Source organism: Sulfitobacter noctilucicola (assembly GCF_000622385.1).
Lineage (GTDB): Bacteria > Pseudomonadota > Alphaproteobacteria > Rhodobacterales > Rhodobacteraceae > Sulfitobacter > Sulfitobacter noctilucicola.
The window spans coordinates 62,853-86,131 of record NZ_JASD01000008.1; the positions used below are offsets into that span (position 1 = coordinate 62,853).

At 58.4% G+C, this 23,279-nt stretch carries 23 protein-coding genes; 15 read left to right on the forward strand and 8 right to left on the reverse strand.

Features of this window, described 5'->3' with window-relative positions:
• Window positions 1-83 precede the first annotated feature (83 nt).
• Both Z946_RS0103740 and irrA read right to left on the reverse strand, forming a co-directional pair.
• Entirely contained in the window at window positions 84-878 is a 795-nt protein-coding gene (locus Z946_RS0103740) for a phytanoyl-CoA dioxygenase family protein (RefSeq protein ID WP_025054397.1), read from the reverse strand.
• Between the two features lie 12 nt (window positions 879-890).
• Complete coding sequence (gene irrA / locus Z946_RS0103745) at window positions 891-1,319, reverse strand: iron response transcriptional regulator IrrA (protein ID WP_025054398.1); 429 nt, start codon at window positions 1,317-1,319, stop codon at window positions 891-893.
• A gap of 193 nt (window positions 1,320-1,512) precedes the next feature.
• On the opposite strand from irrA, the gene fabA reads away from it, so the two are divergent.
• Window positions 1,513-2,022 (forward strand): bifunctional 3-hydroxydecanoyl-ACP dehydratase/trans-2-decenoyl-ACP isomerase, encoded by a 510-nt coding sequence (fabA, locus tag Z946_RS0103750; RefSeq protein ID WP_025054399.1) that lies wholly within the window; start codon window positions 1,513-1,515, stop codon window positions 2,020-2,022.
• A gap of 74 nt (window positions 2,023-2,096) precedes the next feature.
• Here the strand turns inward: fabA and Z946_RS0103755 are convergent, their stop codons facing one another.
• Together Z946_RS0103755 and Z946_RS0103760 are read right to left on the reverse strand one after the other, a co-directional pair.
• Window positions 2,097-2,699, reverse strand: coding sequence for an SDR family oxidoreductase (locus tag Z946_RS0103755; protein ID WP_311733140.1), 603 nt, complete (start codon window positions 2,697-2,699; stop codon window positions 2,097-2,099).
• 73 nt (window positions 2,700-2,772) lie between these two features.
• Window positions 2,773-4,149, reverse strand: coding sequence for an NAD-dependent succinate-semialdehyde dehydrogenase (locus Z946_RS0103760; RefSeq protein ID WP_025054401.1), 1,377 nt, complete (start codon window positions 4,147-4,149; stop codon window positions 2,773-2,775).
• A gap of 222 nt (window positions 4,150-4,371) precedes the next feature.
• Between Z946_RS0103760 and Z946_RS0103765 the strand changes: the two genes are divergently transcribed.
• The 3 genes from Z946_RS0103765 (at window position 4,372) to Z946_RS0103775 (ending at window position 7,384) form a co-directional block, all read left to right on the forward strand.
• Window positions 4,372-5,247: an adenylate/guanylate cyclase domain-containing protein gene (locus Z946_RS0103765; protein ID WP_025054402.1), complete on the forward strand. Its 876-nt coding sequence runs from the start codon at window positions 4,372-4,374 to the stop codon at window positions 5,245-5,247.
• 106 nt (window positions 5,248-5,353) lie between these two features.
• Window positions 5,354-6,583 carry a beta-ketoacyl-ACP synthase I gene (gene fabB, locus Z946_RS0103770; RefSeq protein ID WP_025054403.1) on the forward strand — a complete coding sequence of 410 codons (1,230 nt, stop codon included), beginning with the start codon at window positions 5,354-5,356 and terminating at the stop codon, window positions 6,581-6,583.
• A 9-nt stretch (window positions 6,584-6,592) separates the two neighbouring features.
• Window positions 6,593-7,384, forward strand: coding sequence for an enoyl-ACP reductase FabI (locus Z946_RS0103775; RefSeq protein ID WP_025054404.1), 792 nt, complete (start codon window positions 6,593-6,595; stop codon window positions 7,382-7,384).
• A gap of 54 nt (window positions 7,385-7,438) precedes the next feature.
• On the opposite strand, the gene Z946_RS0103780 is transcribed toward Z946_RS0103775, so the two are convergent.
• Complete coding sequence (locus Z946_RS0103780; protein ID WP_025054405.1) at window positions 7,439-8,554, reverse strand: THUMP domain-containing class I SAM-dependent RNA methyltransferase; 1,116 nt, start codon at window positions 8,552-8,554, stop codon at window positions 7,439-7,441.
• Window positions 8,555-8,696: 142 nt separating this feature from the next.
• Here Z946_RS0103780 and Z946_RS0103785 point away from each other — a divergent pair, with 142 nt between their 5' ends.
• Window positions 8,697-9,215, forward strand: a complete 519-nt coding sequence (locus Z946_RS0103785; RefSeq protein ID WP_025054406.1) for a hypothetical protein — start codon at window positions 8,697-8,699, stop codon at window positions 9,213-9,215.
• A gap of 45 nt (window positions 9,216-9,260) precedes the next feature.
• On the opposite strand, the gene Z946_RS0103790 is transcribed toward Z946_RS0103785, so the two are convergent.
• Window positions 9,261-9,689: an FKBP-type peptidyl-prolyl cis-trans isomerase gene (locus Z946_RS0103790; RefSeq protein WP_025054407.1), complete on the reverse strand. Its 429-nt coding sequence runs from the start codon at window positions 9,687-9,689 to the stop codon at window positions 9,261-9,263.
• A gap of 183 nt (window positions 9,690-9,872) precedes the next feature.
• Here Z946_RS0103790 and Z946_RS0103795 point away from each other — a divergent pair, with 183 nt between their 5' ends.
• The 10 genes from Z946_RS0103795 (at window position 9,873) to Z946_RS0103840 (ending at window position 19,832) form a co-directional block, all read left to right on the forward strand.
• On the forward strand, window positions 9,873-10,559 hold the full coding sequence (locus Z946_RS0103795) for a haloacid dehalogenase type II (protein WP_025054408.1): 687 nt from the start codon (window positions 9,873-9,875) through the stop codon (window positions 10,557-10,559).
• Window positions 10,559-11,383 (forward strand): alpha/beta fold hydrolase, encoded by an 825-nt coding sequence (locus tag Z946_RS0103800; RefSeq protein ID WP_025054409.1) that lies wholly within the window; start codon window positions 10,559-10,561, stop codon window positions 11,381-11,383. Before Z946_RS0103795 ends, Z946_RS0103800 begins: the two co-directional genes overlap by 1 nt.
• Window positions 11,380-12,351, forward strand: a complete 972-nt coding sequence (locus Z946_RS0103805) for a threonine ammonia-lyase (protein ID WP_025054410.1) — start codon at window positions 11,380-11,382, stop codon at window positions 12,349-12,351. The genes Z946_RS0103800 and Z946_RS0103805 overlap by 4 nt, the downstream gene beginning before the upstream one ends.
• Complete coding sequence (locus Z946_RS0103810) at window positions 12,348-13,541, forward strand: endonuclease/exonuclease/phosphatase family protein (protein ID WP_025054411.1); 1,194 nt, start codon at window positions 12,348-12,350, stop codon at window positions 13,539-13,541. The genes Z946_RS0103805 and Z946_RS0103810 overlap by 4 nt, the downstream gene beginning before the upstream one ends.
• A 4-nt stretch (window positions 13,542-13,545) precedes the next feature.
• Window positions 13,546-14,334: a 3-oxoadipate enol-lactonase gene (gene pcaD, locus Z946_RS0103815; protein ID WP_025054412.1), complete on the forward strand. Its 789-nt coding sequence runs from the start codon at window positions 13,546-13,548 to the stop codon at window positions 14,332-14,334.
• Window positions 14,327-14,710, forward strand: coding sequence for a 4-carboxymuconolactone decarboxylase (pcaC, locus tag Z946_RS0103820; protein ID WP_025054413.1), 384 nt, complete (start codon window positions 14,327-14,329; stop codon window positions 14,708-14,710). Before pcaD ends, pcaC begins: the two co-directional genes overlap by 8 nt.
• A gap of 98 nt (window positions 14,711-14,808) precedes the next feature.
• Complete coding sequence (locus Z946_RS0103825) at window positions 14,809-16,134, forward strand: lyase family protein (RefSeq protein WP_025054414.1); 1,326 nt, start codon at window positions 14,809-14,811, stop codon at window positions 16,132-16,134.
• Between the two features lie 5 nt (window positions 16,135-16,139).
• Window positions 16,140-17,351, forward strand: a complete 1,212-nt coding sequence (locus Z946_RS0103830) for a TCR/Tet family MFS transporter (RefSeq protein ID WP_025054415.1) — start codon at window positions 16,140-16,142, stop codon at window positions 17,349-17,351.
• An 84-nt stretch (window positions 17,352-17,435) separates the two neighbouring features.
• Window positions 17,436-18,524, forward strand: coding sequence for a zinc-binding dehydrogenase (locus Z946_RS0103835; RefSeq protein WP_025054416.1), 1,089 nt, complete (start codon window positions 17,436-17,438; stop codon window positions 18,522-18,524).
• A gap of 75 nt (window positions 18,525-18,599) precedes the next feature.
• The gene (locus Z946_RS0103840; protein WP_025054417.1) at window positions 18,600-19,832 is read left to right on the forward strand and encodes a mandelate racemase/muconate lactonizing enzyme family protein; all 1,233 of its coding nucleotides are present in this window, start codon (window positions 18,600-18,602) and stop codon (window positions 19,830-19,832) included.
• A gap of 59 nt (window positions 19,833-19,891) precedes the next feature.
• On the opposite strand, the gene Z946_RS0103845 is transcribed toward Z946_RS0103840, so the two are convergent.
• Together Z946_RS0103845 and Z946_RS0103850 are read right to left on the reverse strand one after the other, a co-directional pair.
• The gene (locus tag Z946_RS0103845) at window positions 19,892-20,923 is read right to left on the reverse strand and encodes a dipeptidase (RefSeq protein ID WP_025054418.1); all 1,032 of its coding nucleotides are present in this window, start codon (window positions 20,921-20,923) and stop codon (window positions 19,892-19,894) included.
• Window positions 20,924-20,939: 16 nt separating this feature from the next.
• Window positions 20,940-23,117 carry a thiamine pyrophosphate-dependent enzyme gene (locus tag Z946_RS0103850; protein ID WP_025054419.1) on the reverse strand — a complete coding sequence of 726 codons (2,178 nt, stop codon included), beginning with the start codon at window positions 23,115-23,117 and terminating at the stop codon, window positions 20,940-20,942.
• Window positions 23,118-23,279 lie beyond the last annotated feature (162 nt).

Genomic DNA, 23,279 nt, shown 5'->3' on the forward strand with positions numbered 1-23,279 from the left:
GCCCGGAGCCGAAAATTGACTCTGGTTTGATGGTGGCTCAACGCGGCCTTCAAAGCAAGGATGAAGATGTGCCGACGTACCTGTCAGCTTGACCAGAGAACCGGGAACCAGTCTTCGCGCAGCTTTTGGCCCGGCACCATATCATGTCCGGGAAAAGGGGGTGATGTCGGCCCCGGACGCGCCACGTAACGCGCATCATCACCCACAAGTCTGAGCGAAAACGCACGCCGTCTGTCGGAGGCCGTGTTTCCACGCGCACCATGTAGAATGCCATAGTGGAACGCCACAGCATCGCCAGGCTCCATCTGCCATTCACGGATATCCATGCCCTCCGCGTCAGGGTCGGGCACGGGCTGGTACGGGGCGGGATCAAAGAATGCATCCCCTTTCGCCCAGCGCGTCGGCAGCACAGGTTTTTCCCAAAGATGGGATCCTGCGACACAGCGCAGGGTGGCGTCAGTGACGGGGTCCAAAGGCGACCAGAAGCTGACGGTCTGTCGCCCTTCAACAAAATAATAGGGCCCGTCCTGATGCCACGGCGTCGCCATCGATGTACCCGGCTCTTTCACCAGCACATGATCGTGGAATAGCTGAGCGGTCTCGCTTTGCATCAAAGCCGCCCCGACTTCTGCCGCGGCTGAATTGCGAATTGCCGTTTCAAATTCCGGTATGCGCTGCCAATTGCAATAATCGTCAAAGAACAATCCGGTCTCGCCCGGTTTGTCGTTGTTGGATGCATATGGCCCAGGTTGATCCATGTTCCGCTGGACGCCTTTGCGCAGCGCTTCAACCTGATCGGCAAACAGCCCCTTGATCAGCACCACTCCGTCGCGCTGATAGCATTCAATTTGTGAGCTGGTAACCAAAGGGTAAGCCATGGAAAGCAGGCGTTACCCTGCGCTCTCTTTGCGACGCAGACGGATTACAACATCTACACTGGCGATCTCGGCCCCTTGGGGTGCATCCGGAAGTCCGGAAATCACAAGCTGGTCTGCTGGCGCATCGGTCAGCTTTCCGTCGTCTTCCCAAAAGAAATGCGGGTGGTCGTGCGTGTTGGTATCAAAATAGCTTTTTGATCCATCAACGGTAACTTCTTGAAGAAGACCAGCCTCACAAAATGCACGCAGCGTATTGTAAACGGTGGCAAGCGATACCGCGTCCCCCTGCCCCTTGGCCGCATCAAACAGGCTTTCGGCAGTCACGTGGCGGTGCTGGCCATCGCCCACCAAAAGGCGCGCAAGTGTTACCCGTTGACGTGTAGGCCGCACGCCAGCCTGTTCCAGCCAGCGGGTACCGTTATCAATCTGGGTCTGCGTCATGGATCGCTCCGTTTCCGTATAGGTTTAATATAAGGGTCTTTGCGAACGGTTTTCAATTCTAAATCGGGAAATGCGCATTACAGTGCATCTTTGCCGCAGCAGAAGGGCTTTGAAAAAGGCTGGCGGCTTGCGATGTGAACCAGCGCAGGCTAGACCCCGTTGAATTGGAATGACCAAGCAGGAGTGCCGCATCATGGCAGATTATCCAACCAGCTTTGACAAAGAAGCACTGTTGAAATGCGCCGCCGGCGATTTGTTCGGCCCCGGTAATGCGCAGCTGCCCGCGCCACCGATGTTGATGATGGACCGGATCACGGACGTGTCCGGCGATGGCGGTGCACATGGCAAGGGTCATATCACTGCCGAATTCGATATCACGCCGGATTTGTGGTTCTTTGACTGCCATTTTCCCGGCAACCCGATCATGCCGGGCTGTCTCGGCCTTGACGGCTTGTGGCAATTGACCGGATTTAACCTTGGCTGGCGCGGCTGGCAGGGGCGCGGCTACGCGCTGGGTGTCGGCGAGGTCAAACTGACCGGCATGGTCCGCCCTGACCGCAAGATGCTGACGTACAAGATTGACTTCACCAAGGCGATCCAGACCCGCCGCCTGACCATGGGTGTGGCCGACGGCATCGTCGAAGCCGACGGCGAAGTGATTTATCAGGTCAAAGACATGAAGGTCGCTCTTTCAGAGAGCTGACATAAAGATGCCCTGCCCCGCTGCAGCGCAAAGCGCGGTCGGGACAGGGCATTAAGACTGTAATCCAAAGCGATCTAGGCCGACTGCATATCCAGCGCCTCGCCGTCATATGTGCCGTTTACGGCAGCTTCGGCCAGAACATGCGCAACATCTGCGCGGCTCGCCTCGGCGGATTTATCAACCTCTGCACCCAGCGTAATGTTGTCGCTACGCCCGTCATCGGTCAGCGCCACGGGGCGCAAGATGGAGAAGTTCAGGCTTGACGCTTTGAGGTGCTCATCTGCGGCGTGTTTCGCTTCTAGATAATGCGCCATTTCGCCCCCTTGGCTGGGGTTGTCTGCACCGATCGAGCTGAGCATCACAAAACGAGACACGCCCGACTTTTCGGCCAGATCAATCAGGTTCTTGGCACCGTCGCGATCAACCTTGTCCGTCATTTCCTGTCCGGTGCCGCTGCCCGAACCTGCCGCGAATACGACCACATCGGTATCGGCACAAACGTCATCATTCAGGTCCGTCAGATCGCCAAGGCGCTGTTCGACACCGTCGGGAAGACCACTGGTGTCAGAACTCTCGCGCACCAATGCGACAGGGTTGTGACCCATCTGTTTGATTTCTTTTACAAGCTGGGTTCCGGTTTTGCCGGTTGAACCGGCGACAAGTACGTTCATCGTCATTGTATTCTCTCCTTCTAGGATAGGGGCGGCGCAAAAGCGCTGCACCCCATGGATTTTTCAAGTAAAGGGTGGCTTAGGACGGCAGGTAGACCGCCTTGGCGTTCACGAACTCTTTCATGCCAAAGCCGCCATGTTCGCGGCCGTAACCGGAATCTTTTACGCCGCCGAAGGGCATATTGGGGTCTGCGGCACCAAACGAATTGATACGCACCATGCCGGTGTCGAAATGCTCGCGCGCCAGCTTCAACGCGTGCTCTTCATCCTTACAGAAGATGCCGCCGCCCAGGCCATATCGGCTGTCGTTCGCAATTCGCATCGCGTCTTCGTCGTCCTTTGCGCGGATCACAGAAGCGACCGGCCCGAAAATTTCATCGTCATATGCTGGCATACCGGGTTTCACGTCGCCCAGCACGGTCGCGGGGTAATAGGCACCCGTCCGGTCCGGCACTTCGCCGCCGCATAGCACCTTCGCACCGTTTGCGACACTTTCCTTGACTTGATCGCGAACAGTCTCGAACTGCTCTATGCTCGACAGTGGCCCCAACTTCGTGCCTTCCTCCATCGGATCGCCCATCTTGATTTCGCTCATCTTCGCGACGAACGCCTCTACGAAGGCATCATAGACCTTGTCAGCCACAACGAAGCGTTTTGCGGACACACAGGTTTCGCCGTTGTTATACAGCCGTCCAATGACCGAAAACTTCACAGCGGTTTCGATGTCGGCGTCTTCGAGAACAAGGTAAGCGTCGTTTGAACCCAACTCCAGCACGGTTTTCTTCAATGCCTTTGCAGCTGTCGCGCCGATGTGACGGCCAGCGCCATCACTGCCTGTCATGGTGACGCCACGCACAAGCTTGTGTTCGATCAGTTTGTCACTCACGTCGTGGCCAATCAGAACAACCCGAAACAGGTCTTCCGGCAGGCCCGCCTCAATGCACAGTTCGCGCAAACGAAGACCGGAACCGGTACAGATAGAGGCGTGTTTGAGGATACAACCGTTACCAGCGATCAGGTTTGCGGCCAGCACCCGTACCGGCTGGTACAGGGGGAAGTTCCACGGCTGAATGGAATAAATCACGCCGATGGGCTGGTATGTGACCACACCACGTTTGCCATCACCGTGCACGCGTTCTTCATCGCCCAACATATCGGCGCCGTGATCCGCGCTGTATTCGAAAATCTGGGCGCACAGCTCAACCTCGGTTTTACCGTCTTTCAGCAGCTTGCCCATCTCACGGGTCATCAGTTCGGCCAGCTCGTCCTTGTTCTCGCGCAGCTTGTCGGCAATCGCTCTGAGGTACGGCGCCCGTTCTTCGTGTGATTTCTTGCGCCATTCCAGAAACGCTGCATGGCAAGCTTCGACCGCATCAGACGCCTGTTCCTGCGACATCTTGGGGTAGCTGTTGATGGCCTCTTCTGTGGCCGGGTTCATTGTTTCGATCTTTGACATTGGATACTTCCTTTGCTCTGTTGGCGTACCAACACCCCGCATCCGCCAAAGTTCCGCCCCATGGGTAAGGTGCGGCACCCGGCCGCGCATCGGGAGGCGGGACCAGAGGCTGTATCTTCGTTTTGTTCACCCACAATTGTTGCAACAGAGCGCATGCAAAACTAAGGTCGCACCATAATTGCACGACCGCCATTTTCCTTCCTATTGCGGAGAACACATTTCATGGCCACGGCCCATGTCCTGATTGCCGACATTACCGGCAGCACCACACTTTACGATCAAATGTCCGACAGTGATGCTTTGGCTCTGATCTCTGTTGTTCTGAACGGCATGCGCACAATTATCGAAGACAACGGCGGCCACTGTGTAAAATCGCAGGGCGACGATACGCTGAGTTTTTTTGACGATGCCGATCAGGTGTTTCAAGCCGCACGGCAAATGATCGAGGCTGATTGGGGCAACGGATTGGGCGTACACGCGGGCGTCTGCCATGGCGAAGTAGTCAGCCATGACGCGGACATTTACGGCGATGCCGTGAACACTGCGGCAAGGCTATCGACCCTGTCGAAAGCAAAAGAGGTGCTTTTGAGCGATACCGTTTTCGAACGTCTGTCCGAGCGCAACAGTGCCCTTTGCGTGGCGATGGGGGGCATTACGCTGAAAGGCAAGCGCGAGGCCACGCGGGTACATTCCTTTGCGGTCAGCGATATGACCACCCAAACCGTTTTTCTGGCAGCGCAGGACAGCATTCCCGGCCCGTGCACCGAATCTGCGGCCCTCACGTACGGCGAGGCGGAATGGACGCTTTATGATGGCGAAAGCCTGATGGTGGGGCGGTCCGATGAATGCGAAGCCGTTCTTGAACTTCCTTGGGTGTCACGCAAACACGGCAGTTTCGAGCTGCGGGCCGCACAACTTGAATACACCGATCACAGCTCCTCTGGCAGCACTGTGATTACCGCCGACGGTCAGGAGTTCAAACTGCAACGCAGGTCGATGCCACTGAGCGGGAGTGGCGTAGTGCTGGTGGGAACCCGCGACCGCGCGCTCGACACTTCGTTGATCCGCTATGACACCAATGACCTGCGTCCCGACTGACCCCATCTGCCTAACCGCTTGCACCGCTGCGGCCTGCTGGCCTAGATAGGGGATCATATATCAAAGGAGTGCAGCCCATGCGCCGCGTCACATCAGAGGCCTGCAAATGAAGCGAGTAGTCGTCACGGGATTGGGCATTGTCTCATCCATCGGGAACAATGCCGAAGAAGTCACCGCATCGCTCAAGACCGGAAAATCTGGCATCGAAGCAAGCAGCGAGATGACCGAGCATGGCTTTCGGTCACAGATCGCAGGCACGCTCAAGATTGATCCGTCCGAGCATATCGACAAACGCACCCTGCGCTTTATGGGACCGGGCGCGGCCTATGCCTACATCGCCATGCAGCAGGCAATTGCCGATGCAGGTCTGGACGAGGAGACGGTCAGCAATCCGCGCACCGGCTTGATTGCAGGTTCCGGCGGGCCCTCAACTTCTGCGATGAAGACAGCGCATGATATCGTTGACAAGACCGGTGCGACCAAACGCATCGGGCCTTTTGCAGTACCGAAATGCATGTCCTCGACCATCAGCGCCAACCTTTCGACCGCGTTCAAGATCAAAGGGATCAACTACTCGATCACCTCGGCCTGCTCGACCTCGCTGCATTGCATCGGGTCCGCTGCGGAACAAATCATGCTGGGCAAACAGGATGTGATGTTTGCAGGTGGCGGTGAAGAACTGGACTGGACGCTGTCTTGTCTGTTCGACGCTATGGGCGCGATGAGCAGCAAGTATAACGATACGCCCGAGAAAGCCTCCCGCGCTTTCGACGCCAACCGCGACGGCTTTGTGATCACCGGTGGTGGCGGCATGGTTGTGCTGGAAGATCTCGATCATGCGCTGGCACGTGGTGCGACGATCTATGCCGAAGTGACCGGATTTGCGGCCACATCCGACGGGCACGACATGGTCGCGCCGTCAGGCGAAGGTGGCACACGTGCCATGCAACTGGCACTGGAAACCCTGCCCGAAGGCCGCAAGGTCAGCTATATCAACGCGCACGGCACCTCGACCCCTGTAGGTGATGTGGGCGAGATCGAAGCAGTCCGCCGTGTGTTTGGTCAAGGCAGCACACCACCTGTCAGCTCCACCAAGTCTATGACTGGCCATGGCCAAGGCGCTGCTGGTGCGATGGAAGCGATCTTCTGTTTGTTGATGCTCAAGGATGATTTCATCACACCGTCAATCAACGTCGAAACGCTCGATCCCGCGCTGGAATCCTCCGAAATCGCCACGACGCTGGTCGAGAATGCGGGCCTCGATTCCGTGATGACCAATTCATTCGGCTTTGGCGGCACCAACGGATCAATGATCCTGTCGAAATATAACGGATAGGATCACAACATGTCTGACCTGCTCAAAGGAAAACGCGGCCTGATTATGGGGGTCGCCAACGAACGCTCCATCGCTTGGGGCATCGCAAAAGCGATGGCCGAAGCCGGTGCGGAGCTTGCGTTCACCTATCAGGGCGAGGCTTTCGGCTCGCGGCTGAGACCGCTGGCTGAAAGTGTCGGGTCGGATTTCATGGTCGATGTCGACGTGACGGATGACGCGTCACTCGATGCCGCGTTCGAACAGTTAGGTGCCCGCTGGCCGACAATTGATTTTGTCGTCCACGCCATCGCGTTTTCGGACAAATCCGAGCTGACGGGGCGCTTCCTGAATACCAGCCGCGCGAACTTCAAACATTCGATGGATATCTCTGCCTACAGCTTTATCGAAGTTGCACGCCGCGCCCATCCGATGATGGTTGAAAACGGCGGCACCTTGATGACGCTGACCTATCAGGGCAGCAACCGCGTTGTACCGAACTACAATGTGATGGGTGTGGCCAAGGCAGCGCTGGAAAGTGCCACGCGCTATCTGGCAAATGATCTGGGCCCCGAAGGCATCCGCGTGAACGCCATTTCCCCTGGTCCGATGAAAACACTGGCCGGTGCGGCCATTGGTGGTGCGCGAAAAACCTACAAACACACCGACCAGAATGCACCGATGCGCAGCAATGCGACATTGGAAGCTGTGGGTGGTACGGCAGTCTATTTGGCATCAAACGCCGGTGCTTGCACCACCGGTGAGATTATTCGCGTAGATGGCGGATTTCACGTGCTCGGCATGCCGCAGCAGGAATACCTTTAAGCTTTGTAAAAGATACCTTTCCGCCCTCAGGGGTGGAACGGTACATAGTTGAATTCACCGCAGCGGCGGTGTCTGCCAAAGCCACACTTTCATCCCGCCATGGGCGATCGGTGCCCCTTGTGGCTGCCATGGCAGACCCGTTGCCTTGGCCAGCGCAGGTTCTGACGTAATCAGGCCAACGCGCCAGCCTTTGAAATGCTCCAGCATGGTTTTGCCGAAGGTGCCGTAAAGCGCATAAAGCAGCTTCTTATTGCCGATCCGCCCCCCGTAAGGCGGATTGACGATGACCAGACCTGTGGAGCCTTCAGGCGGGCGGACTTCGGCAGCGCCATGGCAGCTAAATTGGGCCCAATCCGCCACCCCTGCCCTCTGTGCATTCAACCCTGCGTTTCGCACTGCACCCGCGTCTCTATCCGACCCGAAGAACCGTACGTCTGGCGTTTGGTCCGGCGCGTCCCGTCGCAACTGTGCAAAGGCATCTTCATCAAAAGATGCGAGATCCTGAAAGGCGAACCCTCTGCTTCGTCCGGCCTGTAGACCCAGAGCAATTTCTGCGGCCTCGATCAAAAAAGTGCCCGAACCACACATCGGATCGACGACAGGTTCGTGCCCATCGTATCCGCACTGCCGCAGAAACGCCGCTGCCATGTTCTCGCGCATGGGCGCTTTGCCAACGGCTTCTTTATGACCACGTATGTGAAGTGCCTCGCCTGTCGTATCGAGACTGATCGTTACCTGATTGTCATGGATACGCACCTTCACCACCAGCGCAGCATCATCTGACAGAGTTATGCCGTGGCTCTCGGTCAACGCCTTTTCGATGCGCTGGCTCGCCGCTTTGGCGTGGTATATCTTCGACGCTTTACAGGTCACCTGAACTTTCACAGGCACATCCGCTTTCAAGATGTCGCCCCACGCAAACTTGCGTGAACGTTTATCCAGTTGCGCCAGATGGAAGGCCATAAATGACCCCACACGCGCCAGCACCCGCACCGCGCAGCGCAGCTCCAGATTGGCCCGCCAGACGTCCGGCCAGTACCCCATGACGGTCAAGCCACCGGGCACCGCCTCCGCCCCTTCGAAACCGGTCTCGACGACTTCCGCCAGCAGCGCAGGTTCAAGCCCTGGCGCACAAACGATGAATATTTCAAAGGGATCAGGATTGCTCATACGCCCTGCATAGAGCGATTGTGCGGCGGCTGCGACCATGAACACCGACTGTCATGGCATTTACCGTCTAATTTCCGCAAGCACGACATGGTTTCGCCCCAGTTCGCAACCACGATCATCTTATGACATTTAGGGTGACCCCATGACATTCTCAGATATTTATTCAGACGAAGTTTACGAAGCCCGCCGCGATCGCGCCAAGCGGGCACGCTTCTGGGCCAAGGTTGTCAGCCTCATGCTGGTTTTAACCATCGGTGCCACCCTGCGCAGCGAGCCGAACTTGCGTCTGGCACTCATGACTGCGGGCATGGACGGAGTACTGGCAGTGGCCGGTGGTGCAGCATCGGACACAGGGAGCGGCCAACCCTTTGACACGCCAGCTTTCATGGCAAAGATGATGCAACGCGCACAGGATCAGGCGCAGCGGCAGGCCCGTATTGACGAGGCACAGCCGCAAATTGCCCAGGCGACCGGATCGAAAAACAAGGTGAAGGTGAACCGCCACAGTTTCGGACAGGACAACGGGCTGGGCTTTACCAACCCGCTGGCCAATCCCGCAGGATCAGGCAGCGGCTTTTCACGTGGGGCCAAAATGGCCGATACCAAGGATCTGGCAGAGCAGCTTGGCAAGTCCATGGAAGGCATGAACGTTGGCAATTGATGCCTGCCTGCGGGGTTTATCACCCCGCAGGCAGATGGGTTTCGATCAGGCGATCTTGACCAGCTCGATATCGAACTGAAGGTCCTTGCCTGCCAACGGGTGGTTTGCATCCAGCGTTACTGTCGCGTCATCCAGCTCTACTACCATGACCGGCAGCGCCTGCCCGTCCGGTGTCTGCATCTGCAACGTCGTTCCGACTTCCAGTGGAATATCAGCGGGGATACCTTCGCGTGGCACTGCCTGACGCATCTCTGGATTCAGCGGGCCGTAAGCATCAGCACAGGCAATCTTGACCGTCTTTTTGTCACCCAGCGCCATACCGGGCAGGGCCGTATCCAGACCGGGAATGATATGACCGGACCCTACTTCGAACTCCAGCGGGTCGCGCCCTTCGGAACTGTCAAAGGTGGTGCCGTCCAGCAAAGTGCCGGTGTAGTGAATTGCAACAGTATCGCCTGACTTAACTTCAGCCATCGTCGTCTCCAGTAAAATTGGGAATTGTAAGGGGGAGGCCGCGTATCTGCGCAGGTGCTCCGGTTTGGGCGCACCTTTTCAAAGCAGCACCGCGATGTAAACCCCAAGGACCTTGGTACAATTTCAGCCCTTTTCCACTGCCCCGCCACATGACAGTCTGGGAAAAGATAACTGGAGAACGTCATGCCCATCACCACTTGCGTTTTTGACGCTTATGGCACCCTGTTCGATGTAGGATCCGCTGCCCGTCAGGCGGCATCCGAGCCGGACTTCAGCGCGATCAAAGATGACTGGACTGTGCTCGCCGAGCACTGGCGGCAAAAGCAGCTGTCCTATTCGTGGCTGCGTGCTGTCACAGGGGCGCATACCGATTTCTGGGACGTGACCCAGAACGGTCTGGATTGGGCGCTTGAGAAAACCGGCCATGATGGCGACAACGCCCTGCGCGCGCGTTTGCTTGCCTTGTACTGGGAGCTGCAAGCCTACGCCGAGGTGCCGCAAATGCTGGCGACCCTCAAAGACGCAGGGCTGGACACCGCAATCCTGTCAAACGGATCGCCCGAAATGCTGGACGGTGCGGTGAGTTCCGCAGGTATCCGCGATGTGCTCGACATCTCGCTTTCGGTTCAAAGCGTGGGGGTCTTCAAGCCGGACGCACGGGTTTACGATCTGGTCGGTGCGCACTTTGGTTGCGCCAAAGATGAAGTACTTTTTGTTTCTTCCAACGGATGGGATGTGGCCGCGGCAACCGGCTATGGTTTTACGACAGCATGGGTCAACCGCGTGGGCGAACCGATGGACCGCCTTCCCTGGACACCTCTTAATGTGCTCTCTGACCTGACGGGCATTCCGAAACTGGCGGGCATCTAATGGCGAACTTCACAACATCGGACGGGCTGAACCTTTATTACACCGACGAAGGTGACGGCCTGCCAATTCTGTGTCTTGCAGGGCTTACGCGTACCACCGCAGATTTTGATTATGTGACGCCGCACTTGGTGGGCAACCGGTTAATCAAACTCGACTATCGCGGGCGCGGGCAGTCGGATTTCGACAGCGACTGGCAAAACTACGCATTGCCGGTTGAATGTCGCGATGTGCTGGAGCTGCTCGCCCATCTGTCGCTAGACAAGGTTGCCATCCTTGGCACGTCGCGTGGCGGGCTGAATGCAATGGGATTGGCCGCCGGTGCTAAGGACCGCCTGCTGGGCATCGCGATGAATGATGTCGGACCCGTGATTGAACCCGAAGGGATCGACGCCATCCGCGTCTATATCGGGCGCAATCCGGCGGCCAAGACACATGAAGAGGCGGCCGCCGCCTTCCCGCATATATTTACCCATTTCGAAGGGGTTCCAGAAAGCCGCTGGCTGGAAGAAGCCCGCAAGCACTATGTCCAAACCGATAGCGGGCTCAAGATCACCTATGACCCGCACCTGCGCGATGCAGTGCTTGCCGCGATGGATCAACCATCACCCGACCTATGGCCATTCTTTGACGCGATGGCAGGGCTGCCGCTTGCGCTTGTCTGGGGCGCAAATTCGAACCTGTTAAGCGCACAAACCGTAGAAGAGATGCAAAAGCGGCGTCCAGATATGATCCTTGGAGAGGTTCCGGGCCGTGGGCATGTGCCGTTTCTTGATGAACCCCAAGCGGTGGATGCACTACACAAATGGATAGGACAGATGCAATGAACATCGACATGATCCGCGCCGCTGCCCGGCGTCTTGAGGGCCACGTGCTGCGTACTCCGCTGTTGAACTCTCCCTTTCTGGACGAGGTCGCGGGCCGCCGAGTCTGGGTCAAGCCGGAGTGTTTGCAGCATACCGGCAGCTTTAAGTTCCGTGGTGCCTGGTCTGCCCTTTCGGCTATGCCGGATGACATCCGCAAACGCGGTGTGATTGCGTTCTCCAGCGGGAACCATGCGCAAGGCGTGGCGTTGGCTGCCAAAATGCACGCGGTGCCCGCCATTATCGTGATGCCCTCGGACAGTCCCACGCTCAAGATCGCCAACACCCGCGCCTATGGTGCCGAGGTGGTGCTTTACGACCGCGACAGCGAAAGCCGCGAAGAGATCGGCGCGCGCCTTAGTACAGAACGCGGGCTGACGATGATCAAGCCATTCGATGAGCCTGAAGTGATCGCTGGCCAAGGCACATGCGGTCTTGAAATTGCGCAGCAGGCGGCAGAGCTGGAGATCACACAGGCCGAGGTCATCGTCTGTTGCGGCGGCGGCGGTTTGACTTCCGGCATCGCGCTGGCGCTTGAGGCGGATGCGCCGGACCTGCGCGTACGTCCGGCAGAGCCTGAGGGCTTTGATGATGTCGCGCGGTCCCTCGCCTCAGGCAAGATCGAACGGAATGTTCGTACCTCGGGCAATATCTGTGACGCCATTATCAGCCCACAACCGGGCGAGATAACTTTTCCCATCATGCACCGTCTTGTCGGTCCCGGACTTGTCATCACCGAAGATCAGGCGCTTACAGCCATGGCCCATGCATTCAACCGGCTCAAGATCGTGGCGGAACCGGGTGGGGCCGCAGCGCTGGCCGCTGCCCTTTTCTGCGGCGACCAGATTGAAGGCGATGATGTGATCGTCACGGTGTCGGGCGGCAATGTCGACGCTCCCCTCTTTTCCCGCGCTTTGGATATGCTCGCATGACCCAGTTCACTATCGCCAGTTTCAACGTCAAAAACCTGATCGGGCCGGACAAGGAATACTACAAATTCCAAAGCTACACCCCGGAGGAATATGCGTGGAAAGAAGATTGGCTGGCTGAACAGCTGGTCGCCATGAACGCCGACATCGTCGGGTTTCAGGAGATTTTTGAAGAAAGCGCGTTGCGCGACACCTTGGAGCGCGCCGATGAGTTGGGGCATGAAAACAATGAAGCCGCCCTTCCGGGTAAGAACAAGAAATACCGCAAGCGGGCGATTTTCAAACATCTCGCGTATCACGACTATTCAGATGCTGCGCTGGCCTTTGCGCCCAATGTGCATGACGGCGATCCCGGACAGCGCAGACCGGGCGTGGCCATCCTGTCGCGGCTCGGATTTGCCGAAGCGCCGCAGGTCATTCAGGTTCTAGACACGCCACTTGATATTCCCTTCGCTACTTTCGGCGGCGATGAGGGCGGTTTTTTTCGCATTCACAAGCTCAGCCGCCCGATCCTCAAGGCACGCGTGCCGGTGGGCGATCAGGTTGTGACGGTCTTTAACTGCCACCTCAAATCGAAGCTGGGCGAATACATCCGACCCGAGGGTGCAGCCTTCGCGACTGAAGCGGACCTGACGAACTATGATCCTGTCGGTCGCGCCTTGGGCGCGGCACGCGCCACCATGCGCCGCATGGCAGAGGCTTGGGTTTTGCGCGGTGCCGTGATCGCGGAATTGCGCCAAGGCCGTCCGGTCATTGTACTGGGCGATTTGAACGATCACGAAAACGCGGTCAGCTCGGAGATCATTACGGGCGAGGTGCCCTTCAAGAACTACGCTTGGATGTTGCGTCACGACGCAGAGCATCGCGGAGACAGATACTCGGACGAGGAAGCCGCCAAGATTGCGGAAGAGATCGAAGCGGTCCGTCTGCATTCCGCAGAAAAGATGTTTGTGCGCAAATCTTTGCGCGACATGGTCTATACTTCGGCGTTTGGCGGGCATTACGAGAGCATCGACCAAATCCTTATGTCCCGCCATTTCACGACAGGCTGGTCCGGTGGTATCGGTGAAATGACCTATTTCTCGGTGCTGAACGATCACCTGACCGACGGCAGCCATCCTGAGGCACCCTATAACAAGCTTGCCTCCGATCATGGTCAGATCATGGCGACCATCCAAATGCGGGAGACCTGAAAAAATGAAGATGTTGGATACCGGAGATGTGCGCCTGCACTACCGTGTGGACGGGCCTGACGATGGTCCGCCCGTTGTCTTTTCCAATTCGCTTGGGACCGACCTGCGCCTGTGGGATCCGATCCTGCCGATGCTGCCTAAAGGGCTACGGTTGATCCGCTATGACAAACGCGGTCACGGTCTGTCCTCCTGCCCGCCTGCGCCCTATAGCATGGGTGCGCTCATTACGGATGCCGAACGGCTGATGGATCACTTGGGCGTACGCGATTGCGTTTTTGTCGGGCTGTCTATCGGCGGCATGACCGCGCAGGGACTTGCTGCGAAACGGCTTGATCTGATCCGCGCGATGGTCCTGTCCAACACCGCTGCGAAAATCGGCACGCCTGCAATGTGGAACGTACGTATCGCGGCGGTGCAAGAGGGCGGCATCGAAAAACTGGCTGATGCCGTAATGGAACGCTGGTTCTCTGCCGGTTTCCGCGCCACGCCCGAGCTTGAGTTGTGGCGCAATATGCTGGTGCGGGGCGAAGATGCCGGATACGCCGGATGCTCCGCTGCGATTTCCGGCACTGATCTGATGGCACCGACCAGCGGCCTGCGCCTTCCCGTGTTAGGCATTGCAGGTGCCGAAGACGGCTCGACCCCGCCTGATATGGTGCGCGAAACCGTTGATCTGATCCCCGGTTCAAAGTTCCACCTGATCCGCAAGGCGGGGCACCTGCCCTGCGTCGAGCAGCCCGAGGAATATGCCCGCGTGTTGACAGAATTTCTGAAAGGGGTTGGCCATGTCTGAACGTTATGAACGCGGCATGCAGGTGCGCCGCGAGGTGCTTGGCAATGCCCATGTCGACCGCGCCAACCGCGCGATGGGTCACGAGGACAGGCCATTTCAGGACCTGATCACCGAAAGCGCTTGGGGAACCGTCTGGGCATCTGACGCTATCAGTCGGCGCGAACGCTCGATGTTGACGTTGGCGTTGCTGGCGGCCACCGGAAACTTTGCAGAGATTGCGATGCATGTACGTGCGGCCCAGCGCACCGGTGCCAGCAAAAGCGATATCATGGAAGCCTTTCAACACGTCGCTATTTATGCGGGCGTGCCCAAGGCGAACCATGCGATCAAGATTGCCAAAGAAGTCTGGACCGACCAAGAGACAACAGACCGCTAACCCCACGCCTTGCCTCCAACGCGCTAGAACACTGCCTATTCACGTGATCGAAGGCGTTTCGGCAACCGACATTTACCTTCAGACTGGAACAGACATTTATGGCCGCTTCTGTTTTCGACAGCCCTCTCTATGCGCAGCTTTTCCCGACAGGCGAAGCAGGGCGCCTGTTCTCCGACACCGCCGCCATCCGCGCAATGCTGTTGGTCGAAGGCGCGCTGGCGAAGGTGCAAGGCAACCTTGGGGTCATCCCCGAAGTCTCTGCTGCGGCAATCCACCGTGCAACGATGGAGATACAGGTTGACCCCGGTGCAATTGCTGCCGCGACCGGTGAAAACGGTGTCAGCGTGCCGGGGTTGGTCGCCGCTTTTCGGGACGAGATGAAAGCGCCGGAGCATGCGCAATTCGTGCATTGGGGTGCGACATCGCAGGATATCATCGACACCGGTTTGATGCTGCGTCTGCGGCAGGCGCTGTTGCTTGCAGAGAAAGACCTGCGCGACATCATCGCGGCGCTGGGCAATGAGGCACGGGCACATGCACATCTGCCGATGGTCGCGCGCACCTACGGGCAGCAGGCCACACCCACGTCTTGGGGTGCGGTTCTTGCGCAGTTCGGGATGCCACTGATCGACGCCCTTGCCGCACTTGAGCCGCTCAGAGCGTCGACACTCTGGGTATCGCTTTCGGGCGCTGCAGGCACATCTTCGGCACTGGGACCCAGTTCATCCGAAACGCGTGCTGCACTGGCCGATGCACTGGGGCTGATTGATCCCAAACGGTCATGGCATACAGATCGCACGCCCGTTCTGCGCATTGCAGATTGGCAGGGACAGGTTATGGCGGCGCTGGGCCATATGGCGCAGACCCTGATCGGTTTGACCGCCACAGAGACTGCCGAGATAACGCTTGGTGCCTCGGGCGCGTCCTCAACGATGCCGCAAAAACAAAATCCGGTGCGTCCCTCTGCGATGCTTGCGCTTGTACACCAGTTCACCGGACTGCGTAGCACGCTACAAACTGCTGCGGTGCATCAACATCAACGCGACGGTGCCGCGTGGTTTGCAGAATGGATGGCAGTGCCGCAGATGACGCTGGCGCTGGCGGCAAGTCTTCAGCATGCACGTGCACTGGCGGGCGGGATCACACCGCAACCTGTGCAGATGCATGCCGCGCTCGAAAGCAACCTTGGCTTGATCCATGCTGAACGGCTCAGCTTTGCCCTTGCTGATCTGATGCCACGGCCAGATGCGCAAGCGACGTCCAAAGCGCTATGCCTTGAGGCGCGGGCGAAGCAGACGCCGCTGAAATCCTTGGCCATGTCGGATTATCCCGCATTACCGGAAGATACCTTTGATCCCGCATCCGGTATGGGGCAGGCCCCTGCTCTTGCACTGGCCTTTGCCGATGCTGCCGAGGCGCTCTGACCACGATGCGCCCTGCCGTCTTGTTCATCATGCTGACCGTGATGATCGACGCCATGGGCATCGGTCTGATGGTCCCGGTCATGCCCGACCTTATCCGCGAAGTGAATGGCGGCGGGTTGAGCGATGCAGCACTTTGGGGCGGCGTGCTGGCCACAAGCTTTGCGGTGATGCAGTTCCTCTTCGGCCCTGTGCTGGGCGGTCTGTCGGACCGCTTTGGCCGCCGACCCGTACTGCTGACCTCACTTGTAGTGATGGGTGCCGATTACATCGTGATGGCGCTGGCTGGTAGCATCTGGTTGCTGCTCGCAGGGCGCATTGTTGGCGGCATTACGGCGGCAACGCAGGCCACAGCATCAGCCTACATGGCCGATATCTCCACCCCCGCGGAGCGGACAAAGAATTTCGGACTGGTCGGAGCCTCCTTCGGGATGGGGTTCGTATTGGGTCCCATCATGGGGGGCTTTCTTGCAGAATACGGCACCCGCGCACCTTTCTGGGCAGCTGCCTGTCTGGCGTTTGCCAATGTCGCGTTAGGATGGATGGTGTTGAAAGAAACGCTAGATCCCGCCTCTGCCCGTCCGTTCGACTGGCGGCGCGCGAACCCTTTTGGGGCGGTCAGACATCTTGGCGCATTGCCCGGAGTGCGCCGCCTCCTGACCATCTACTTCCTTTATTTTGTGGCCTTCTCCGTCTACCCATCCGTCTGGGCCTACTTCGGACAAGAACGGTTTGACTGGAGCCCGTCGGTCATTGGCATGTCGCTGGCATTGTTTGGTGCCACGATGGCGCTGGTGCAGGCGGGGATTATCCGGCTGGCGATCAACCGTTTCGGAGAACGCGGCACAGTATTTGCAGGCCTTCTCTTTGCGATCAGCACCTACGTAAGCATCGCGTTTATCACGTCCGGTACCATCACCCTGATCCTGACACCGCTTGCAGCTCTCGCAGGGGTGATACCGCCAGCCCTGCAGGGAATCATGTCGCAAAGGGTCGCCGACAATGCACAAGGAGAGCTGCAAGGTGCACTCACTTCAGCGTCGTCACTGGCGATGATCCTCTCTCCGCTAGTGATGACCGCCAGCTTTGCGCAATTCACAAGCCCTACAGCACCCGTCTATTTCCCCGGTGCACCCTTCGCGATCGCCGCTGCGCTTATGGTCGTGGCACTGGTGGTCTTTGTCAGCAAAAGACCCCTTGCCAGACGCCGCGTCACCTGACGGCGTCTATGATGCATCTTGACTTGCAAGGCAGCGTTATTGCGTCCAGCCTGCCGCAAACACGCGATTCCTGAAGGACACCACATGCAGAAGATAAAAGCCGCCGTCGCCCACGCTTTCGGAGAGCCCTTGGTCGTCGAAGACGTCCAGCTGCGCGCGCCGGAAGGCAGCGAAGTTGAAGTGACACTTGATGCTGTTGCGATCTGTCATTCCGACATTTCTTTTGCCGGTGGCGCATGGGGCGGATCGCTCCCGGCTGTGTACGGGCATGAAGCTGCAGGTCGTATCTCTGCTACCGGCGATAACGTGCGTGGCCTTGATGTCGGTGACAGCGTAGTTGTTACATTGATCCGTGCCTGTGGCACCTGCCCATCATGCGCAGGCGGCAAACCGACCGTTTGCGAAACACCTTACGATGGCGACAAGGGACCGCTGAAAACAGCCGACGGCGGCAAGCTGCATCAAGCTATGGCCTCGGGTGCGTTCGCCGAAAAGGTGGTCGTAGAGCAGGCCCAGGTGGTTAAAATCAGCGCCGATATTCCCAAGGACGCGGCCTCGCTGATCGCCTGTGGCGTCATCACCGGCGTTGGCGCAGTGGTGAATGCTGCCGGTCTGCGGGCGGGACAGGACGTGGTTGTTATTGGTGCTGGCGGTGTTGGCCTCAACGCCATTCAAGGGGCACGGATCGCCGGTGCGCGGCGAATCGTTGCCGTTGATATGAGTCCCGAAAAACTGGAAATTGCGCGCGAATTTGGCGCGACTGACGGTGTTCTGGCAACAGAAAGCAAGCCTTGGCGGGCCGCCATGAAAGCAATGGGGCGCGGCGCAGACGCTGTCATCGTCACTGTAGGTGCCATTCCGGCCTATGACGTTGCCCCGCGATACCTAGCGGCTGGCGGCAAGGTCATCATGGTAGGCATGCCTCATTCGGGCGACATGTCGAGCTATGAGCCTGTCATGCTGGCAGCCACCGGTCAGGGCATGGTCGGGTCCAAGATGGGTGACGTTGTCATCCAGCGCGACATCCCTTGGATGGTAGACCTTTACCTGCAGGGGCGCCTGAAGCTGGACGAGCTGATTTCAGGCCGATGGACTTTGGACCAGATCAACGATGCGATTGCCGACACCAAGACAGGTGCCGCGCGGCGCAACGTCATCATGTTCAACCAATAGGGCGACAGGGATGTCTTCCAGTACCACCTCACGTAAGGTGGAACGTTGTTCCATCCCCGCGCGAAAGGGCATCTTATGAAGCTGCAAGATCTCGATATTATCGTCACCGCCCCTCCCGCACCGGGCTGGGGAGGGCGATATTGGATACTGGTCAAAGTCACGACCGATACGGGCATCACCGGCTGGGGCGAATGCTATGCTGCGTCTGTCGGACCAGAAGCAATGCGCGCAGTTATAGAAGACGTATTCGCGCGTCACATGCAGGGCGAGAACCCCGAGAACATCGAAATGATGTTTCGCCGTGCCTACTCAAGCGGCTTTACCCAACGCCCAGATCTGACCACCATGGGCGCTTTTTCGGGATTAGAGATCGCCTGCTGGGACATCCTTGGAAAAGACCGCGACCGTCCGGTCTATGCCCTATTGGGTGGCGTGATGAATGAACGGGTACGTGCCTATACCTACCTGTATCCGCTCGCCCATCATGACGTGAGCGCGTTCTGGACCTCGCCTGAACTCGCCGCAGAATCCGCCGCCGATTGCGTCGCACGCGGATACACGGCCGTGAAATTCGATCCCGCCGGCCCCTATACCCTGCGCGGTGGCCACATGCCTGCAATGTCGGACATCAGCCAGTCCGTGGCATTCTGCAAAGCCATCAGAGGCGCTGTTGGTGACAAGGCGGATTTGTTGTTCGGCACACACGGGCAATTCACAACCGCCGGTGCCATCCGCCTCGGACAGGCGATTGAACCCTATAGCCCGCTGTGGTTCGAAGAGCCGATCCCGCCGGATAATCCAGCTGAAATGGCGAAAGTGGCCGGCGCCGTGCGCATTCCGGTATCAACGGGTGAGCGCCTGACAACCAAAGCAGAATTTGCACCTATTCTGCGCTCCGGCGCGGCAACAATCCTGCAACCCGCCTTGGGCCGCGCAGGCGGCATCTGGGAGATGAAGAAAGTCGCCGCGATGGCGGAAGTCTACAATGCGCAGATGGCACCACATCTGTATGCTGGTCCGGTTGAATGGGCTGCCAACATCCACCTTGGCGTGAGCATTCCCAACCTGCTGATGGCCGAGACGATCGAGACACCGTTTCACGACCAGCTGATAAAAGGCAGCATCCGCGTCGAAGATGGATTTGTGCACGCCCCGCAAGCGCCGGGTCTAGGGATCGAGGTAGACGAGACATTGGCCCGCGCACATCCCTACACAGGCAATGGCCTGCACCTTGAGATGCAGGAAGCGCCTTGCGACTACGTGAATGGCAACGCTTTCGAAGGCGGTGCACCTGCGCCCAAGGACTGAAATTCGAATTCTTGAGTGAGGGGTTTCGCAGAGCGCCGCGTGGAAACGCAGGCTGTGCTCTACCCCAACTGTCGGCTCATGAAATCCAGCCAGTTCTCGTGCGCCAGCTTGGCGATCAGGGTTTCGCCATACCCGTGACGGCGCATTGCCGCGATCAGTCGTGGAAGATCGCCTGCATGCGCGATGCCTTGCGGCAATGGTGCACCGTCGAAATCGGACCCCAAGCCCACATGATCCTCCCCGGCAACAGCGATCATATGATCGAGCTGGCGCAAGCAATCTTCAATTCCTGCCTTACCTGTCCGCCAGCCTGCATCGCTCAGAAAAACCGTGGCAAAGTTCAGCCCGACCATGCCTCCGGTTTCCTTGACCGCCTGCAATTGCCTGTCAGTCAGGTTACGTGCATTCGGGCAAACTGCGTGCGCATTCGAATGGGTGGCAACCATTGGTGCACCAGTTTCCGCGACATCCCAAAAGCCCTTCATCGTCAAATGACTGGTGTCGATGGTGATGCCCAGCGCCAGACACCGCGTCACAAGACGCTTTCCAAGATCGGTCAATCCCGCGCCGGTATCGCCGTCACTGTCGTGGCGGAATGGCACACCATGGCCAAAGATCGTAGGCCGTGACCAGACCAATCCCAATGACCGCATTCCCAAGGCATGGAGCGTCTCTAGCGCCAGCAGGTCAGGTCCGATACAGTCGGCCCCTTCCAGATGCAGCAGACACGCAATCGGTGCGTCCATAAAGCTATGGCCAAGCGTCTGCGCATCCGTGCAGATCCGCAGATGCCCTGCCTCCTGTAACGCATGTGCGATGCCCGCCTGCCCGATCACCGCTTGAAGTGCCTGTGCTTCATCAAGCATGGCCGGAAGCGGAATTTCCAGATCCGCAACACTAAAGGCGCTAAAATCGAATGGCACCCGTGACTGGGGTGCGAACATCGCAAAGAAGCCGCCAGCCAGACCACCCGCACGCGCCTGCACCGCGTTCACATGCCCGATGTCCCTGCCAAAATCGCCCACAGGATCGCGACTGCCACACCAAAGGCGACCCAGCGCATCATTATGTCCGTCAAAAACCTGTGTCATGCGTCCATTCCGTTGTTCAGCCCAGCAACCCCTCGACCGCCGCGACGATCCCCTCGCGTGATGGGAGGGTAGCACCATAAGCCGGACCGGTTGCAATAAAGCTGTCCTCTGCTGTCAGTCTGGCAAACCGGTTGATACCGCCCTCATGCATCATCGCCATCAAGGCTTCAGCCTGCCCTCCGGTATGGCGACATTCATCGACGATCAGGACAGGACGCTCCCCGATAGCCGCCAAAAGCGCCTCTTGCGGCAACGGCGCGATCCAGCGCAGATCTATCACGCGCGCCGCTGTGCCCTTCTGTGCCAGATCATGCTGTGCCTGACGGCTCAGGTAATGACCGTTGCCGTATGTGACGATAGCGACATCCTCTCCGTCACCGTGCACGCCAACCTGTCCCAGCTCCAACCGTTGATCGGGCGACGGATAGTGCCGCATCCAGCGGCCATCGCCCGGCTCGATCAGGTCGCGCATGGGATAGAGCGCAATCGGTTCGAGGAAGACAACAACCCGCTGCTCTTCCCGCGCCAACCGGTGGCATTCACGCAGCATCATCGCTGCGTCTTCTCCGCTGGAAGGACAGGCAATGACCAATCCCGGAATGTCGCGCAACACCGCGATTGAATTGTCATTGTGAAAATGACCGCCAAAGCCTTTCTGATAGCCCAGCGCAGAGATGCGCACGACCATCGGATTGGTCCATTGCCCGCGACTGAAAAACGGCAGTGTCGCCGCCTCGCCGCGCAGCTGGTCCTCGGCATTGTGCAGATAGGCTAGAAACTGGATTTCCGGCATTGGCAGGAAACCGTTATGCGCAAGCCCGATGGCCAGACCCAGAATACTTTGCTCGTCCAGCAGGGTGTCGATGACACGGGCAGGACCGAACCGTCCGTGCAGCTTTTGCGTAACGCCGTAGTTGCCGCCCTTTCGACCGACATCTTCCCCCATCAGCAACGTAGCGCGATGCCCCAGCATGATATCGTGCAGCGCCCAGTTGATCAGCCGGCTCATCGGCTGCGGCTGGTCCATCTGCGTCAGATCGCTGCCGAACACCTCGGCCCGCATTGCATCGCTTGGCCCATTGGTCGCCGTCACGTCGCGGTGCGGCGGGATCAGGCTTTCCATCACCTCACCAGCCGTTTTCAGACGCGGGGTCGCCACCATTTCTTCTGCTGCCTGCCTGACGTGTTCAAGCGTCTCGCCATAGACATCAAGCACTTGCTGACCGGTCATCGCACCGGCGGCCACCAACCCTCGCGCAGAATAGAGCAATGGATCATGCGCCTCATCCGCTTCGACTTCTGCTTTGGGCAGATAGGAGGTCACCACATCCGGACCCGCATGACCATAAAGCCGCACCGTGCGCAGGTGCAAAAAGGCCGGCTTGCGATGCTGGCGGACCCAAGCCGCCGCCTGCTCTGCTGCCGCAACAGCCGCATACATGTCCAACCCGTCCGCTTCGAAATACTTGAGACCAGGACGCATCGACATAGAAGCTTTGACCCAGCCTGTTGGCGTTTTGGTTGAAATGCCGATCCCGTTGTCTTCGCATACAAACAACAGGGGCAATGGGACGCCCTGTACGGCCGTCCAGCATGCCGCATTGATTGCGCCCTGCGCCGTTGAGTGATTGAGCGAAGCATCCCCGAACGAACACATCGCAATTCCGTCGCGTGCCAGTACCGCATGTTCAGGCCGGTTGCGCCGTGCCAGAGTGATCGAATGCGCAGCCCCCACCGCTTTAGGCAAATGGCTTGCGATGGTCGAAGTCTGCGGCGGGATCATCAGCGGCCTACTGCCCAGGACCTTGTGACGCCCGCCGCTGGTCGGGTCATCTGCGGAACAGGCAAAAGACAACAGCATATCGCGCATCATCCCTGTCTGCTGCGCCTTTTCGGCACGGGCAATCTGGAACGCCGCATCGCGGTAATGCAGAAACGCAATGTCATCGACACGCAGCACATGCCCTAAAGCCGCCATCCCCTCGTGGCCGGAAGAGCCAATGGTGTAAAACCCCTGCCCCGCCTTCTGCATCAGCCGGCTTTGCAGATCGAGTGCACGGGACAAGACCTGCGCCTCAAAAAGCGCACTTGCCTGCGCATTGTCCAATACCGACACATCTGTCTCACCATCAGGAAAATCACCCGCAGCAACGCGCCGCAGAAAATTTTCGTGTACGATCTGAACCCTATCCATGTACCGACTCCTCAAACGCGAGGGGGTCGCACTTGCGTGCAACCCCCAACTTTACTTGGCTCTTAAACTCATATCGCGCTTGCGCGACAACAACATCAAACAAATTCCGGCACGTTCCGGTCAAAGCCCATATTCGCAAATATACGCTTTGGCATGAACGGT